The following is a 15181-nucleotide window of genomic DNA, read 5'->3' as shown; positions in this document are numbered from 1 at the left end:
CTTGTGGAATAAAGTAAAAAACCGCTGCTAAGATGATGAACAGCTTTGAAAAACGGCTCAAAAGCCTCGGCTTCTGCGGCTTACAGGCGCCAGCCACATAATAAAGGGATTCACCGCATGAGGAAATCACTACTCGCCCTGCTGCTGGTTGCTGCGGGCGGTCTGGTACAGAGTGGCCTGGTCCAGGCAGCCGTCCAGCTCAAGGAAGGTCATCCGGACCGCTACACCGTGGTCAAGGGTGACACCCTGTGGGACATCTCCGGCAAGTTCCTTAGCCAGCCGTGGAAGTGGCCCGAGCTGTGGCACGCCAACCCACAGATCGAGAATCCTCATCTGATCTACCCGGGCGATACCTTGAGCCTGGTGTACATCGATGGTCAGCCGCGTCTGGTGCTCAACCGCGGCGAGTCGCGTGGCACTATCAAGTTGTCGCCGAAGGTGCGCAGCACTCCTATGGCCGAGGCAATCCCGACCATTCCGCTGGAGGCGATCAACAGCTTCCTGCTGACCAACCGTATCGTCGACAGCGAAGAAGAGTTCAAGGGCAAACCCTATATCGTTGCCGGCCAGGCTGAGCGCGTGGTCAGTGGTGCTGGGGATCGCATCTATGCCCGAGGCGCATTCGATGATGCCCAACAGGTGTACGGCATATTCCGCCAAGGTAAGGTCTATACCGATCCGGAAACCAAGGAGTTTCTAGGTATCAACGCCGACGATATCGGCAGCGGAGAAGTGGTGGCCGAGGAAGGCGATATTGCCACTCTTACCCTGACGCGAGCCAAGCAGGAAGTGCGCCTCGGTGATCGGCTGTTCCCCACCGAGGAGCGTGCAGTCAACTCGATCTTCACGCCCAGCGAACCGGCCACCGACGTCGATGGTGTGATTCTCGATGTGCCGCGTGGCGTGGTTCGTATCGGCCAATATGACGTAGTTACCCTTAACAAGGGCAAAATCGATGGCGTCACCGAAGGCAACGTCTTGGCGATCTACAAGACCGGTGAGACCGTGCGGGATCGGATTACCGGCGAGTCGGTAAAGATCCCGGATGAGCGTTCCGGCCTGCTGATGGTATTCCGCTCCTACGAGAAGCTCAGCTACGGCCTCGTGCTCTATGCCACCCGCGACCTGGCGGTGATGGACAAGGTGAAGAACCCGTAAATCAACAGAACCCCCGCTCTCGCGGGGGTTCTGCTTTCTGCGTCACGATCAAGGATGATCGACATGCATGATATCTCCCCCGCCGAGCTGGAAGCGCGCCTGCGTCTGCATCGCCTGCCGGAACTCGGTCCACGCCGCTTCCGCCGTTTGCTCGAAGCCTTTGGCAGTGCCTCTGCCGCTCTCAGCGCGCCTGCTTCCGCCTGGCGTTCCCTCGGTCTGCCAAGTGCCTGTGCCGAACCCAGGCGCAGTGCGGAGATCCGCGAGCACGCTACGGCAGCCTTGCGCTGGCTGGAGCAACCGGGCCAGTCGCTGCTGATGTGGGACGATCCTGCTTACCCCGGCCTGCTGGCCGAGCTGAGCGATGCACCGCCGCTGTTGTTCGTTGCTGGCGCGCCGGCGCTACTGGAGCGTCCGCAGCTAGCCCTGGTCGGCAGTCGCAAGGCTTCGCGGCCAGGCCTGGATACCGCCGCCGCTTTCGCCCGCAGCTTGGCCGGTGGAGGTTTCGTGATCACCAGCGGCCTCGCCCTGGGCATCGACGGTGCGGCGCATCAGGGCGCGCTGGATGTCGATGGCGCGACGATAGCGGTACTCGGCACCGGGCTGCAGCACATCTATCCGCAGCGCCATCTGGGGTTGGCCGCGCGCATCGTCGAGCAGGGCGGTGCGCTGGTCTCCGAGTTGCCGCTGGATTGCCCGCCCCAGGCCAGCAACTTCCCGCGGCGCAATCGCATCATCAGTGGCCTGTCCGTGGGAGTGCTGGTGGTCGAGGCCAGCCCTTCCAGTGGCTCGCTGATTACCGCGCGTCTGGCCGCCGAGCAGGGGCGCGAGGTCTATGCGATTCCCGGTTCCATCCACCATCCCGGTGCGCGCGGCTGCCATCAGCTGATCCGCGAAGGGGCGACCCTGGTGGAGAGCGTCGAGGACATCCTCCAGGCCCTGCGTGGCTGGCAGCGTGTCACCCCGGTGAGCGAAGCGTCTGCCCAGGTCGACCACCCGTTGTTGGTGCAGCTGCGCGCTGCGCCGCAAACCAGCGAAGGCCTGGCCCTGGCCTGCGAATTGCCAATCGGCGAGGTGCTGGTGGCCCTGACCGACCTGGAGCTGCAAGGTTTGGTGGCCTGCGAAGCCGGGCGCTGGGTACACCGCGTCGTCTGAGCTGGGTAAACTCGCCGTCATGCAGAGAAAGGGGGCGAGCATGCACGGCAGTTGGCGCATACGGCGAGTGGCAAAGGTGGTACGCGAGGGCGGGGTGATCGCCTATCCCACTGAGGCCGTCTGGGGCCTGGGTTGCGACCCGTGGAACGAGGTTGCGGTGGATCGCCTGCTGGCGCTCAAGGAGCGCCCGGTACACAAGGGCCTGATCCTGGTGGCGGACAGCATCGAGCAGTTCGACTTTCTCCTCGACGACCTGCCCGAGCGCTGGATCGACCGCCTGGCCAGCACCTGGCCCGGACCCAACACCTGGCTGGTGCCGCACCAGAATCGCCTGCCCGAGTGGATCACCGGCCAGCACGACACTGTCGCCCTGCGCGTCAGCGACCACCCGTTGGTGCGTGACCTGTGCGCCCTTACCGGCCCACTGGTATCCACCTCGGCCAATCCCGCCGGGCGCCCATCGGCGCGCTCGCGCCTGCGTGTCGAGCAGTACTTCCCGCGCCAGCTGGATGCGGTGCTCGGCGGTGCCCTGGGTGGGCGCAAGAACCCCAGCCTGATCCGCGACCTGCGGACCGGCGATGTGATCCGCCCGTCCTGATTCCCTACGGAATCAGGATGGTCGAGCCGGTGGTCTGCCGACCGCTCAGTGCATCCTGGGCCTGTGCCGCCTCGGCCAGTGGATAGCGCCGGCCGATCTCTACCTTGATCGCGCCGCTGGCGACCAGGCCGAACAGCTCGTCGGCCATCGCCTGCAGGTTTTCGGCGTTGTTGGCGTAGTTGCCCAGGGTCGGCCGAGTGACGTACAGCGAGCCCTTCTGCGCCAGCACGCCGAGGTTGACCCCGGTGACCGCGCCCGAGGCATTGCCGAAGCTCACCAGCAGGCCGCGCGGCGCCACGCAGTCCAGCGAGCGCTCCCAGGTGTCCTTGCCCACCGAGTCGTACACCACCGGGCACTTGGCGCCGTCGGTTAGCTCCAGCACCCGCTGCACCACGTCCTCGCGGCTGTAGTCGATGGTCGCCCAGGCGCCGTTGGCCTTGGCCAGGGCCGCCTTTTCCGGCGACGACACGGTGCCGATCAGCCTCACCCCCAGCGCCCGAGCCCACTGGCAGGCGATCAGACCGACACCGCCAGCTGCGGCGTGCCAGAGGATGGTCTGGCCGGCCTCGACCCGATAGGTCTGGCGCAGCAGGTACTGCACGGTGAGGCCCTTGAGCATCAGCGCCGCGGCCTGTTCGAAGGAGATCGAGTCCGGCAGTTTGACCAGATGCTGGGCCGGTAGTACGTGCAACTCGCCATAGGCGCCCAGCGGGCCGGTGCCATAGGCGACGCGGTCGCCAACCTTGAGATGGGTCACCGCGCTGCCCACCGCCTCTACCTCGCCGGCGCCCTCGCCGCCCAGGCCGGACGGCAGGCTCGGCGGCACATACAGGCCGCTACGGTAGTAGGTGTCGATAAAGTTCAGGCCGATGGCGCGATTGCGCACGCGCACCTCGTGCGGGCCCGGATTGACCGCCGCCTGGTCGACCAGCTCGAGCACCTCGCTGCCGCCGTGGCGGGAAAACTGGATGCGTTTGGCCATGTCGTGTACTCCTCTGCAAAGGGCTCCATCCAAGCGCCGGCGCTGACCCCCGTCAAGCCCGGCGGGATACGACGATGGTATGCTGGCGCCCTCTTCCGAACTGCCCCGGACCCAAGCCGTGAGTGAACGTACCCAGGCCGTGAAGGCCTACCTGCTCGACCTGCAGGATCGCATCTGCGCCGCCCTGGCCGCCGAGGACGGTGGCGCCTTCTTCGAGGACAGCTGGGAGCGCCCGGCCGGTGGCGGTGGCCGCACTCGGGTGATCGAGAACGGCGCGCTTATCGAGAAAGGTGGGGTCAACTTCTCACATGTATTCGGCGACAGCCTGCCGCCGTCGGCCAGCGCCCACCGCCCGGAACTGGCCGGGCGTGGCTTCGAGGCCATGGGCGTGTCCCTGGTGATCCACCCGGAGAACCCGCACATCCCCACCTCCCACGCCAACGTGCGCTTCTTCAGCGCCGAGAAGGCCGGCGAGGAAGCGGTCTGGTGGTTCGGCGGCGGCTTCGACCTGACGCCCTACTACGCCAACGAGGAAGACTGCGTGCACTGGCACCAGGTCGCCCGTGACGCCTGCGCGCCCTTCGGCGCCGAGGTCTATCCCAAGTTCAAGGAGTGGTGCGACCGCTACTTTCACCTCAAGCACCGTAATGAGCCGCGTGGCATCGGCGGGCTGTTCTTCGACGACCTCAACCAGTGGGACTTCGACACCAGCTTCGCCTTCCTGCGCGCCATCGGCGATGCCTATCTCCAGGCCTACCTGCCCATCATCCAGCGCCGCCGGAACACTCCCTTCACCGAGGCGCAGCGCGAGTTCCAGGCCTTCCGCCGTGGCCGCTACGTCGAGTTCAACCTGGTGTTCGACCGCGGCACCCTGTTCGGCCTGCAGTCCGGTGGGCGCACCGAGTCCATCCTCATGTCGCTGCCGCCGCACGTGCGCTGGGGCTATGACTGGAAGCCGCAGCCGGGCAGCGAAGAAGCACGCCTGACCGAGTACTTCCTGACCGACCGCGACTGGCTTGGCGAGGCCGCGAAGTGACCGATCGTTACGGCGTGTTCGGCAACCCCATCGGCCACAGCAAGTCGCCGCTGATCCACGGCATGTTCGCCGCGCAGACCGGCGAGCAACTGTCCTACGAGGCCCTGCTGGCGCCGCTGGACGATTTCGCCGGCTATGCCCGCGCGTTCTTCGCCACCGGCCGGGGCGGCAATGTCACCGTGCCGTTCAAGGAAGAGGCCTATCGCCTGGCCGACGAGCTGAGCGAGCGCGCTCGTCGTGCCGGCGCGGTGAACACCCTGAAGAAACTCGATGACGGCCGCCTGCTCGGCGACAACACCGACGGCGCCGGCCTGGTCCGCGACCTCACGGTGAACGCCGGCCTCGACCTGGCCGGCAAGCGCATCCTCTTGCTCGGCGCCGGTGGTGCCGTGCGTGGGGTGCTCGAACCGCTGCTGGCCGAGCGCCCGCAGAGCCTGACCATCGCCAACCGCACGGTGGAAAAGGCCGAGCAACTGGCCCGCGAATTCGCCGACCTGGGCCCGGTGGCCGCCGCCGGTTTCGACTGGCTGAGCGAGCCGGTCGACCTGATCATCAACGGCACCTCGGCCTCGCTGGCCGGCGAGCTGCCGCCGATCGATGCGAGCCTGATCCAGCCCGGCCAAACCGTCTGCTACGACATGATGTACGGCAAGCAGGCGACCGCGTTCAACCGCTGGGCTGCCGAGCATGGCGCGGCGCGCTGCATCGATGGCCTGGGCATGCTGGTGGAGCAGGCCGCCGAGGCCTTCTTCGTCTGGCGTGGGGTGCGCCCGCAGAGCGCGGCGGTACTGGCGGAACTGCGCAGCCAGCTGAGCTGACATGCGCTACCTGCTAGTCGTCACGGCCCTCTGGGCGTTCTCCTTCAGCCTGATTGGCGAATACCTGGCCGGCCGCGTCGACAGCGACTTCGCCGTACTGGCGCGGGTGCTGATCGCCGCCCTGGTATTCCTGCCTTTCACCCTCTGGCGCGGCCTGCCGTGGCGCCTGCTGGCCGGTTTCTGGCTGGCCGGGGCGCTGCAGTTCGGCATCACCTACCTGTGCCTGTACCGCAGCTTCCAGGTGCTGACGGTGCCCGAGGTGCTGCTGTTCACCGTGCTCACGCCGATCTACGTGACCCTGCTCGACGATGCCCTGGCGCGGCGTTTCAGCCCCTGGGCGTTGCTCGCCGCGCTGGTCGCCGTGGGCGGCGGAGTGATCATTCGTTTCGACAAGCTGGAGGGCGATTACCTGTTCGGTTTCGTCCTGCTGCAGATCGCCAACGCCACCTTCGCCGCCGGCCAGGTGCTGTGCCGCCGTCTGCTGCTGCACTACCAGCCGACGCAGCCGCTGCACCGCTTCTTCGGCCACTTCTTCCTCGGCGCGCTGCTGCTGGTGCTGCCGTCGTTCCTGCTGTTCGGCAACCCGGACAAGTTGCCGCACACCGTCGTGCAGTGGGGCGTACTGGCCTGGATGGGGCTGTTCGCCACGGCCCTGGGCCTGTACTGGTGGGTCAAGGGCAGCACCCGCGTCGACGCCGGCACCCTGGCGATCATGAACGAGCTGCACGTGCCGGCCGGGCTGCTGGTCAACCTGCTGATCTGGAACCGCGACTTCGACCTGCCACGCCTGGCTGCCGGCGCCGCGGTGATCCTGGTCGCCATGGGTCTGCTGCGTCTGGGCCGCCGTAGAGCGCCCGCGCTCGCCTGAGACCGCGCTCACACTTATACTCACGCCATTCGCCGGCAGGGACCGCCTGGCTCATTCAACAGTGCGGATCCCGATAGTGAAAAAAGCCTTGTCCCTCGCCGGCCTGCTGCTGGCCTGCCTGACCCTCGTCGCCCCCCTCGCCCAGGCGGCGCCGCAGACCCAGGAACTCGCCTCCGGCAGCGCCCTGCTGGTCGACCTCAACAGCAACCAGATCCTTTACTCCAGCAACCCGGACTTGCAGGTACCGATCGCCTCGGTGACCAAGCTGATGACCGCCATGGTGGTGCTGGATGCCAAGCCGTCGCTCGACGAGCAACTGAGCATAGTGATCAAGGACGTGCCGGAGATGCGCGGCGTGTATTCCCGTGTGCGCATCGGCAGCCAGCTGAGCCGCCGCGACATGCTACTGCTGACCCTGATGAGCTCGGAGAATCGCGCCGCCGCCAGCCTCGCCCATCACTACCCGGGCGGCGTGCCGGCCTTCGTCGCGGCGATGAACGCCAAGGCCACGGCCCTGGGCATGAGCCACACCCGCTACCGCGAACCGACCGGCCTGTCGGAGAAGAACGTCTCCACCGCCAATGATCTGGTCAAGCTGGTCAAGGCCGCGGGCCAGTACCCGCTGATCGGCCAGTTCAGCAGCACCCGCGAGCACGTCCAGGTATTCGCCAAGCCGCGCTATAGCCTCGGCTTCCGCAACACCAACAGCCTGGTGCACAAGGACAACTGGAGCATCCAGCTGACCAAGACCGGCTTCACCAACGCCGCCGGCCACTGCCTGGTGATGCGCACCCAGATGGCCGGCAAGCCGGTGGCCTTCGTGGTTCTGGATGCCTTCGGCAAACACACCCACATGGCCGACGCCAACCGCCTCAAGCGCTGGCTGGAAACCGGCCAGGTGACCAAGGTGGCGCCGGCGGCGCTGGCCTACAAGAAGCAGAAACAGGCCGAGCGCGCCCGGACCATGCAGGCGGCGCAGTAACCCGCCAGCCATAAAAAAGCCCAGCTCGATGCTGGGCTTTTTTGTTCAGGATGCTGGTGCCGGAGACAGGAATCGAACCTGCGACCTTCGCGTTACGAGTGCGCTGCTCTACCGACTGAGCTACACCGGCGTGGACGGCAAGTTATCAGCTGGCAGCGAGCCGGGCAATTGCGTCCCGGCCCGCTGTGCGTTTACAGGAACCAGCGATACTCCCGTGCGCTGATGTCGTGCATGAACTGCAGGTGATCCTGGCGCTTGTTCTCGCAGTAGACGAAGACGAACTCCCTGCCCAGCTTGTCCTTCACCACCTCGTGGGACGCCATGGCCGCCACTGCGGTGAGCATGTCCTTGGGGAAGGTGATGCCGCTGCTGCGATCCTCGTTGAGCGAGGGGATCGGCTCGCGGGCCTGGTCCAATCCGTACTCCATGCCGCTGAGGATGGCCGCCAGCACCAGGTAGGGGTTGGCGTCGGCGCCGGCCAGGCGGTGTTCGATGCGCAGGTTTCGGCCGTCCGACTCGGGGATGCGGATGCACGCGTCGCGATCCTCGAAGCCCCAGCTGGCCTTGCTCGCCGAATTGACCATGGCGCCATAGCGGCGGAAGGCGTTGTGGTTGGCGGCGAAGATCGGCATGCAGTGCGGCAGCAGCTCCAGGCAGCCGGCCACGGCGTGGCGCAGCGGGCGCTGTTGATCGCCGTCGAGCAGGTTGTTGCCGTCTCGGTCGTACAGGCTGACGTGCACGTGCATGCCGCTGCCCGGTGCGTCCAGGTAGGGTTTGCTCATGAAGCTGGCGCGGTAGCCATGCTGCATGGCCACGCCGCGGGTGCTGCGGCAGAACAGGGCGGCCTGGTCGGCGGCGTGCAGGCCGTCGTCGCAGTGGGCGAAATTGATCTCGAACTGGCCCGGGCCCAGCTCGGCGGTGATCACGTTGGCTTCCACGCCCTGCTCCTGGGCGGCCTCGACCATCTCGTGCAGCACGTCGGAGAAGCGCGACAGGCGCTCGATGTGCATGTTCGGCTGGTCGTCTTCGTCGTCGGTCAGCGGGTCGCGTGGGAAGCGCGGCAGGCCGCTGTCCAGCTTGCGGTCGAACAGGTAGAACTCCAGCTCGAAGGCCACCACCGGGCGAATGCCCTTGGCCTCCAGGCGCTTGAGCACCCGGGCCAGCACCTCGCGCGGCTCGAACTCGATCGGCGCCTCGGTGCCGTCCGAGCTGATCAGCATCTGCCCCAGCGGCTGGTTCTCCCAGCGCACCGGCTTGAGGCTGCCGGGGATCAGCCGGCGCGGGGCGTCCGGATCACCGTCGTTGAAGCAGTAGTCGCCGATCGGGTGCAGGCCGCCCTGGGCGCCGAGCAGCACGCAGTTCTGCGGCACCTTGAGCGGGCCGCCGGCGGCGACCTTCTCCAGCATGTCGAGGGGGTAGCGCTTGCCGTAGAAGTGCCCGGGAATATCCAGGCAGATCAGTTCGACGTAGCGCACGTCCGGATGGGCGGCGCGGAAGGCGCGCACTTCGCTGAGCAGGTCGGGGAATTTCGTTGTTGTTGTCATGGTGGTATCTGCGCGGTCAGGTGAAGACCCAGAGCACTCGGGTGGGGGAATCGGTGAGGTTGGCGTAGCGGAACTTGGCGTGGGGCGGCAGCTGGAAGCTGTCGCGCGGGCCGAGGGTGACCGGCTCAGCGTCGTCGCCGTACCAGACGGTCAGCTCGCCCTCGAGGACGAAGCCGCCCTGCTCGGAGCTGTCGTCGAGGTGGCCGTCGCCACTGCTGGCGCCGGGTTCGAGGAAGCTCTCGAGCATGGCGAAGCCGCCGGCCATGCCGGGTGAGGCCAGCACATCGGTGATGCCGCCGGCGTAGTACAGGGTGCGGCGCTCGTCCGGGCGGGTGACCCAGCGCACCGCGCGTGGGCGGCCCGGGTTGTAGAAGTAAGTGGTGGGTACGCTCAGCGCTTCGCTGATGGCGGTGAGGTCGGCCACGGTCGGGCGCGACAGGCCGCGCTCGACCTGGGACAGGAAGCCCACCGAGCGGCCGATGCGTTCGGCCAGCTCGTTGAGGGTGAGGTTCTTGTGCTTGCGCAGGTCGCGCACCAGGATCGCGAGGCCTTCGATTTCTTCCTGCTTGTCCATGCCGGTTCCGTGTTTCGTTGGGTTAGACGACGTCGCGCAGACGGTACCAGGCCTTGCCCACCGCCTCGATCGGCGCGCGCAGCAGATCACCGCCGGGGAAGCCGGGGTTGCTCAGGCCCTGGTACAGGCCGAGCAGCTGTTCGTCGCCGAGAATCGCGTCGCTCACCGCGCGCGCGGCGGCCAGGGTCGGCAGGATGCCGTGGCCGGAGAAGCCCTGCAGCCAGTAGCGCTGGCCCTGGCGGCCGACGTCCGGCGTGCGGTGCATGGTGCAGTCGATATGGCCGCCCCAGCCGTAGTCGATCTGCACGCCGCGCAGCTGCGGGAACACCCGCTCTAGGTACGGCCGGGTGGCCGCCGGCACGTCCGCCGGGATGCCGCCCAGGTAGGTGCAGCCGCCGCCGAACAGCAGGCGGTTGTCCGGGGTGACGCGGAAGTAGTCGGGCACGAACTGGTTGTCGATGGCGCAGGTGCCGCGCGGGAACAGCGAGCGCGCCAGCTCCGGGTCCAGCGGCGCGGTGGCCACCTGGTAGGAGCCGACCGGCAGCAGGCGTTTGGACAGCGCCGTGTCGAGGCGGTCGATATAGGCGTTGCAGGCCAGCACCAGCACTTCACCGCGCACCTCGCCGTGCTCGGTGCGGGCGACGAAGCCGGCGTCGGTCTCGCGGTAGTCGAGCACCTTGCTCTGCTCGAAGAGGCGTCCACCCGCCGCTTCGATGGCGCCGGCCAGGCCCTGGGCCAGCTTCAGCGGGTTGAGGTGGGCGGCGCCGGAGTCATGCAGGGCGGCCTGATAGCGCGGGCTGGCGATCCACTCGGGCAGATCTTGCTTGGGGATGAAGCTGAGCTGCTGGTAGCCGTACTTCTCGCTGGCTTCTTCGAGGTTCTCCTGCAGCAGGCGCACCCGGCGCGGCAGCACGGCGGTGTAGAGGGCGCCGGTGCGGTAGTCGATGTCGAAGCGGTGGCGCTCGGGCAGCTCGCGCATCTCCTCGGCGGCCCAGACCATGCTGTCCCACAACTGTTTGGCGCGTTCGGTACCCAGGGCCTTTTCCAGCGGCGGCATATCGCAGGACCAGCCCGGCAGCGCCTGCCCGCCGTTGCGCCCGGAGGCGGCCCAGGCCAGGCGGCTGGCTTCGAGGATCACCACCTTCTTGCCGGCCAGGGCCAGGCGCAGGCCGGTGTGCAGGCCGCTGAAGCCGCCACCGATGATCAGCACGTCGCAGTCGGTGTGTTCTTCCAGGCGCGGGCGCAGCGGAATGGGACCATAGGTACCGGCGTAGTAGGTGCCTATGTGCTGCGCGGATTGCTTGAACATGAAGGCCTCGTGAAATTGTTTCTTGTTAATTTCATGAAAAAATACACAAGAAAATTCATAAGGCCAAGAGCGTCCGGTCAGTTTCTTGCCCAGGCCCGCCCCGCCAGGTGCTCGCCCAGGTAGTCGAGGAAGCAGGTGATACGCGCTGCCAGTGCGGTGTTGCGGTAGTACACGGCGTTGATCGGTTGGTGGCTGTCGACACGCTGCTCGGCCAGCACCTCGACCAGCGTGCCGGACTGCCGGTCCTGTTCCGTCATGAAGTCCGACAGGCAGACCAGTCCCGCGCCGCTCAGGGCCAGCTGGCGCAGGGTCTCGCCGCTGGACGCGCGCAGATCCGGGCTGATGCTCAGGCCCTCGCCGACGGCATGGCGCAGCGGCCAGACATTGAGACTTTCCGGCTGGGTGAAGCCGAGCAGGTGGTGATCCTCCAGCTCGGCGACGCTGCGCGGCGTGCCGCGACTCGCCAGGTAGGCCGGGCTGGCCAGCACGCGGATGCGGCTGCAGCCCAGCGGCCGCGCATGCAGGCTGGAATCACGCAGGGGGCCGATGCGGATGGCCAGGTCGGTGCGCTGCTCCAGCAGGTCGATGATCTGGTCATTGCTGTTCAGCTCCAGCTCGATCTGCGGATAGCGCTGGCGAAAGCCTGCGACCAGCGGCACCAGCACATGCAGCATGAACGGCGAGGCGGCATTGACCCGCAGGCGCCCGGCCGGCACCTGGCGGCGCAGGGCCATCTGTTCCTCGGCCTCCTCCACCGCGGCGAGAATGCGCCGGGCCTGGGCGAGAAAGGCCGCGCCTTCCTCGGTCAGCTCCAGGCGCCGGGTGGTACGGCGCAGCAGGGTGACCTCGAGCTTCTCCTCCAGGCGACCGAGCGCGCGGCTGATGCCCGAGGCGGTCTGCCCCAGCTGTTCGGCGGCGGCGGTGATGGAGCCGCCGTCCACCACCTGAGTGAAGGCCTGCAGTTCGTCCAGGGTCGTCTTCATTCGTGATTCTCTAGCAAGAATACGCGGGGTATTGGCCGAGTCTGGCCTGGTCCGTTGGCCTCGGCAACCGAGGCGCGGCCGACTTGCACAGATGCGACATGGCCTGCCGCTCGGCATGCACAGCCGAGCCGGGACGGCTATCCTGCCGGCTTCTCGCAATCAGGACCCCGGCCATGCAGATTCGCAGCGATTTCGACAGCGGCAACATCGAGGTGATCAACGCCGGCGACCCCGGCCAGGTGCGCCTGGCCATCCGCAAGGACTTCGCCAGCGACCACTTCCAGTGGTTCCACTTCCTCGCCGAGGGCCTGAGCGTCGGCCAGCGCCACGGCTTCAGCCTGACCAACGCCGCCCAGTCCAGCTACAAGAGCGCCTGGAGCGGCTACCAGGCGGTGGCCAGCTACGACGGCGAGGACTGGTTCCGCGTGCCGACCACGTTTGACGCGGACGGCCTGCACTTCGAACTGCTGGCCGAGCACAGCTCCGCCCGCTTCGCCTACTTCGAGCCCTACTCCCGCGCCCGTCATGCGCGGCTGCTGGTCAAGGCGCTGGCGCTGCCCAACGTCGAGCTGCTGGCCTGCGGCAGCAGCCTGCAGGGTCGCGAGCTGCCGCTGCTGCATGTGCGCGGCACGGCCAGCGCGCCGCGCAAGATCTGGCTGATCGCCCAGCAGCACCCTGGCGAGCATATGGCCGAGTGGTACATGGAGGGGCTGATCGAGCGCCTCTACCAGGATGACGAGGAGCTGCAGCAACTGCTGAGCAAGGCCGACCTGTACCTGGTGCCGCACATGAACCCGGACGGCGCCTTCCTCGGCAACCTGCGCACCAACGCCGCCGGCAAGGACCTCAACCGCGCCTGGCAGGCACCTTCGGCCAGCGAGAGCCCGGAGGTGCTGTTCGTTCAGCAGCAGATGGCCGCCCAGGGCGTCGACTGCTTCCTGGATATCCACGGCGACGAGGAGATTCCCTATGTGTTCACCGCCGGCTGCGAGGGCAACCCCGGCTTCACACCGCGCCTGGACGCACTGGAGCAGGAGTTCCGCCGACGCCTAATGGCCGTCGGCGAGTTCCAGGTGGAGCACGGCTACCCGCGCGACGAACCCGGCCAGGCCAACCTGGCGCTGGCCTGCAACTGGGTCGGGCAGACATACGACTGCCTGGCCTACACGGTGGAGATGCCGTTCAAGGATCACAACCTCTCGCCCGACCCGCGCACCGGCTGGAACGGCGCACGCTCCAAGCGCCTGGCCCGCGATGTGCTGAGCGTGCTGGCGGCGATGGTCGACAAGTTGCGCTGAGGTTCAGCGCCCGGCCAGCCACTGCTCGACCGCCTCGCGGTAGCGGTCCTCGTGCTGCAGGCTGGCGCGCAGCAGCAGCGCTGCGTCGCTTTCCTGCAGCAGACCGGCGCTGTGCAGTTGCTGCAAGGTTCGCTCGATGTTGCGCGGTAGCGTCCGCAGGTAGTCCTGGAGGGCAGCGGCGGCTTCCTGCGGGCGACCCAGGTGCGCCAGATAGCAGGCGCGTTGGGCGTGGGCTCCTTCGAGCCGGTGCAGCACGCCTTCGACCGTGCCCAGCTGCTCCAGCCAAGGCAGCGCCTGCTCCCGCAGCCAGCGCGACCAGCGCTTAACCAGCTCGGTGACGTCGACGAGGCTGTGCAGCTCCATGGCGAACGGCTGGGCGTTACTATTCAGGCCCAGCTGGAAGTGCAGCAGCGGCTGGCCATAGTCCGGCTTCAGCCAAGACTGCGGCGTTCTGCCCAAGGCCAGCTGGTAGTCATTCACCAGGCAATAGGCATCGGCACGCAGAATGCCGCCCTCGGCGCTCCAGTACTTGTCGCGATAGACCGTGATCTCCATCTGCTGCCAGGATGTTTCGGCGAAGTAGCGCCGCAGGTCGGGACCGCCACCCGAGGCGACCTTCTGCAGGGCACTGCCGCCAGTCGCTGTCATTGCGGCGTCGAGCGCCGTGCCTATGGCCTTGTTGAGGGTCGATGACATGTGCCGATACTCGCTGTACTGGGGTTGGAGGCAATAGTGAGTATGCGAACGGTAGATGGCCAGCGCCGGCCGGCTTTGGCAGAAATGCAGCGTATTCAGTCACCTCCGACGCCTGCAATGTGCCGAGTCTGATGCTGCAATCGGGCGACTTCAACAACGAGCGTCCCGCCATGTCCGAGACCCGCACCCGTATCGCCGATGTCCTCAGCCGCGAGGAGATCAGAACTCTCACCCAGCGCTCCGATTGGCGCGGCGCCTGGGCGGTGTTCTCCACCTGGGGCGTATTGGCGCTGACCTTCACTGGCCTGGCCTGGGCCCAGGAAAATCTGCCGCTGTGGGCCTTCGTCCTCGCCCTGCTCGTTGGCTTGGCGATCATCGGCGGACGCCAGCTGTGCCTGGCCATCCTGCAGCACGATGCGGCCCACGGCACCCTGTTCAAGAGCAAGTGGGGCAATGACGTGCTGACCGACTGGCTGTGCGCGCGGCCGGTGTGGAACGAGCTGCACAAGTACCGCCCCTACCACCTGGTGCACCACGCCAAGACTTCCAGCGAGCAGGACCCGGACCTGTCACTGGTGGCCGGCTTCCCCACCACGCGCACCTCGCTGCTGCGCAAGCTGGCCCGCGACCTGTTCGGCGTGACCGGGCTGAAGTTCATGCTCGGCCGGGTGCTGATGGATGCCGGTGTGCTCAAGTGGACGGTGGCCAACGATGTGCAGGTGCTGCCCCAGGAAGGGCAGCGCTGGTGGGACTATTCGCTGACCTTCCTTAGCAACGCCGCCGGCATGCTGATTACCAATGGCCTGCTGCTGGCCGCGTGCTGGGCCAGCGGCCACGCCTGGCTGTATGGCGTCTGGGCGCTGGCCTATGTCACGCCCTTCCCGCTGTTCCTGCGCATCCGCTCGATGGCCGAGCACGCCTGCCTGGAGCCTTCCCGCGACACCCTGCGCAACACCCGCACCACGCGCGCCGGCTGGCTGGCCCGCGCCTTCGTCGCGCCGATCCGGGTCAACTACCACATCGAGCACCACCTGATGGCCTCGGTACCCTACTTCCGCCTGCCACAGCTGCACGCCCTGCTGCGCGAACGCGGGCTGACCCCGGAGCCGCCGGGCTACTGGCAGGTGCTGCGGTTGGTCAGTAGCCGCTAAAACGAAAAAGCCGCCCGAGGGCGGCTTTTTCT

At 67.0% G+C, this 15181-nt stretch carries 15 protein-coding genes and 1 tRNA gene; 9 read left to right on the top strand and 7 right to left on the bottom strand.

Translation table 11 applies throughout. The annotated features are described in order from the left end of the window. Positions 1–117 precede the first annotated feature (117 nt). From OH686_RS12235 to tsaC, 3 genes are all read left to right on the top strand, one after another. Positions 118–1158, top strand: a complete 1041-nt coding sequence (locus tag OH686_RS12235; RefSeq protein ID WP_289532884.1) for a LysM peptidoglycan-binding domain-containing protein — start codon at positions 118–120, stop codon at positions 1156–1158. A 63-nt stretch (positions 1159–1221) separates the two neighbouring features. Next, positions 1222–2310: a DNA-processing protein DprA gene (gene dprA, locus OH686_RS12230; RefSeq protein WP_289532883.1), complete on the top strand. Its 1089-nt coding sequence runs from the start codon at positions 1222–1224 to the stop codon at positions 2308–2310. A gap of 40 nt (positions 2311–2350) precedes the next feature. Next, positions 2351–2908, top strand: coding sequence for an L-threonylcarbamoyladenylate synthase type 1 TsaC (gene tsaC / locus OH686_RS12225; RefSeq protein ID WP_289532882.1), 558 nt, complete (start codon positions 2351–2353; stop codon positions 2906–2908). Positions 2909–2912: 4 nt separating this feature from the next. On the opposite strand, the gene OH686_RS12220 is transcribed toward tsaC, so the two are convergent. Next, on the bottom strand, positions 2913–3890 hold the full coding sequence (locus OH686_RS12220) for an NADPH:quinone reductase (protein ID WP_289532880.1): 978 nt from the start codon (positions 3888–3890) through the stop codon (positions 2913–2915). Between the two features lie 79 nt (positions 3891–3969). Between OH686_RS12220 and hemF the strand changes: the two genes are divergently transcribed. The 4 genes from hemF (at position 3970) to pbpG (ending at position 7594) form a co-directional block, all read left to right on the top strand. Further along, positions 3970–4926 carry an oxygen-dependent coproporphyrinogen oxidase gene (gene hemF / locus OH686_RS12215; RefSeq protein WP_502942734.1) on the top strand — a complete coding sequence of 319 codons (957 nt, stop codon included), beginning with the start codon at positions 3970–3972 and terminating at the stop codon, positions 4924–4926. Beyond that, the gene (gene aroE, locus OH686_RS12210; protein WP_289532877.1) at positions 4923–5744 is read left to right on the top strand and encodes a shikimate dehydrogenase; all 822 of its coding nucleotides are present in this window, start codon (positions 4923–4925) and stop codon (positions 5742–5744) included. Before hemF ends, aroE begins: the two co-directional genes overlap by 4 nt. 1 nt (position 5745) lies before the next feature. Beyond that, on the top strand, positions 5746–6612 hold the full coding sequence (locus OH686_RS12205; protein ID WP_289532876.1) for an EamA family transporter: 867 nt from the start codon (positions 5746–5748) through the stop codon (positions 6610–6612). A gap of 76 nt (positions 6613–6688) precedes the next feature. Beyond that, the gene (gene pbpG / locus OH686_RS12200; RefSeq protein WP_289532874.1) at positions 6689–7594 is read left to right on the top strand and encodes a D-alanyl-D-alanine endopeptidase; all 906 of its coding nucleotides are present in this window, start codon (positions 6689–6691) and stop codon (positions 7592–7594) included. Positions 7595–7648: 54 nt separating this feature from the next. Here the strand turns inward: pbpG and OH686_RS12195 are convergent. The 5 genes from OH686_RS12195 to OH686_RS12175 all read right to left on the bottom strand — a co-directional run bounded on the left by OH686_RS12195 (position 7649) and on the right by OH686_RS12175 (position 12004). Continuing rightward, positions 7649–7724, bottom strand: a tRNA-Thr gene (locus OH686_RS12195). Positions 7725–7785: 61 nt separating this feature from the next. Next, the gene (locus OH686_RS12190) at positions 7786–9138 is read right to left on the bottom strand and encodes a glutamine synthetase family protein (RefSeq protein ID WP_289532872.1); all 1353 of its coding nucleotides are present in this window, start codon (positions 9136–9138) and stop codon (positions 7786–7788) included. Positions 9139–9154: 16 nt separating this feature from the next. Continuing rightward, the gene (locus OH686_RS12185) at positions 9155–9712 is read right to left on the bottom strand and encodes a helix-turn-helix domain-containing protein (protein ID WP_289532870.1); all 558 of its coding nucleotides are present in this window, start codon (positions 9710–9712) and stop codon (positions 9155–9157) included. Positions 9713–9734: 22 nt separating this feature from the next. Further along, a complete protein-coding gene (locus OH686_RS12180) occupies positions 9735–11021 on the bottom strand; it encodes an NAD(P)/FAD-dependent oxidoreductase (RefSeq protein ID WP_289532868.1) in 1287 nt (428 codons plus the stop codon). A 77-nt stretch (positions 11022–11098) separates the two neighbouring features. After that, positions 11099–12004 (bottom strand): LysR substrate-binding domain-containing protein, encoded by a 906-nt coding sequence (locus OH686_RS12175; RefSeq protein ID WP_289532867.1) that lies wholly within the window; start codon positions 12002–12004, stop codon positions 11099–11101. A 173-nt stretch (positions 12005–12177) separates the two neighbouring features. Here OH686_RS12175 and OH686_RS12170 point away from each other — a divergent pair, with 173 nt between their 5' ends. Beyond that, entirely contained in the window at positions 12178–13302 is a 1125-nt protein-coding gene (locus OH686_RS12170; RefSeq protein WP_289532865.1) for a M14 family metallopeptidase, read from the top strand. A gap of 3 nt (positions 13303–13305) precedes the next feature. Here OH686_RS12170 and OH686_RS12165 read toward each other — a convergent pair whose 3' ends face one another. Beyond that, positions 13306–13998: a hypothetical protein gene (locus OH686_RS12165; protein WP_289532863.1), complete on the bottom strand. Its 693-nt coding sequence runs from the start codon at positions 13996–13998 to the stop codon at positions 13306–13308. 131 nt (positions 13999–14129) lie between these two features. On the opposite strand from OH686_RS12165, the gene OH686_RS12160 reads away from it, so the two are divergent. Next, on the top strand, positions 14130–15149 hold the full coding sequence (locus tag OH686_RS12160; RefSeq protein ID WP_289532862.1) for a fatty acid desaturase family protein: 1020 nt from the start codon (positions 14130–14132) through the stop codon (positions 15147–15149). Positions 15150–15181 lie beyond the last annotated feature (32 nt).

It is taken from the genome of Pseudomonas sp. SO81, from assembly GCF_030374125.1.
Lineage (GTDB): Bacteria > Pseudomonadota > Gammaproteobacteria > Pseudomonadales > Pseudomonadaceae > Aquipseudomonas.
This window is presented reverse-complemented; position numbering and strand designations above follow the sequence as displayed.

Excerpts from the sequence above, each read along its gene's own strand:
- OH686_RS12235 (WP_289532884.1), top strand. The coding sequence starts at position 118 with ATGAGGAAATCACTACTCGCCCTGCTGCTGGTTGCTGCGGGCGGTCTG.
- dprA (WP_289532883.1), top strand. The coding sequence starts at position 1,222 with ATGCATGATATCTCCCCCGCCGAGCTGGAAGCGCGCCTGCGTCTGCAT.
- tsaC (WP_289532882.1), top strand. The coding sequence starts at position 2,351 with ATGCACGGCAGTTGGCGCATACGGCGAGTGGCAAAGGTGGTACGCGAG.
- OH686_RS12220 (WP_289532880.1), bottom strand. The coding sequence starts at position 3,890 with ATGGCCAAACGCATCCAGTTTTCCCGCCACGGCGGCAGCGAGGTGCTC.
- hemF (WP_502942734.1), top strand. The coding sequence starts at position 3,970 with ATGCTGGCGCCCTCTTCCGAACTGCCCCGGACCCAAGCCGTGAGTGAA.
- OH686_RS12205 (WP_289532876.1), top strand. The coding sequence starts at position 5,746 with ATGCGCTACCTGCTAGTCGTCACGGCCCTCTGGGCGTTCTCCTTCAGC.
- OH686_RS12190 (WP_289532872.1), bottom strand. The coding sequence starts at position 9,138 with ATGACAACAACAACGAAATTCCCCGACCTGCTCAGCGAAGTGCGCGCC.
- OH686_RS12185 (WP_289532870.1), bottom strand. The coding sequence starts at position 9,712 with ATGGACAAGCAGGAAGAAATCGAAGGCCTCGCGATCCTGGTGCGCGAC.
- OH686_RS12180 (WP_289532868.1), bottom strand. The coding sequence starts at position 11,021 with ATGTTCAAGCAATCCGCGCAGCACATAGGCACCTACTACGCCGGTACC.
- OH686_RS12175 (WP_289532867.1), bottom strand. The coding sequence starts at position 12,004 with ATGAAGACGACCCTGGACGAACTGCAGGCCTTCACTCAGGTGGTGGAC.
- OH686_RS12170 (WP_289532865.1), top strand. The coding sequence starts at position 12,178 with ATGCAGATTCGCAGCGATTTCGACAGCGGCAACATCGAGGTGATCAAC.
- OH686_RS12165 (WP_289532863.1), bottom strand. The coding sequence starts at position 13,998 with ATGTCATCGACCCTCAACAAGGCCATAGGCACGGCGCTCGACGCCGCA.
- OH686_RS12160 (WP_289532862.1), top strand. The coding sequence starts at position 14,130 with ATGCTGCAATCGGGCGACTTCAACAACGAGCGTCCCGCCATGTCCGAG.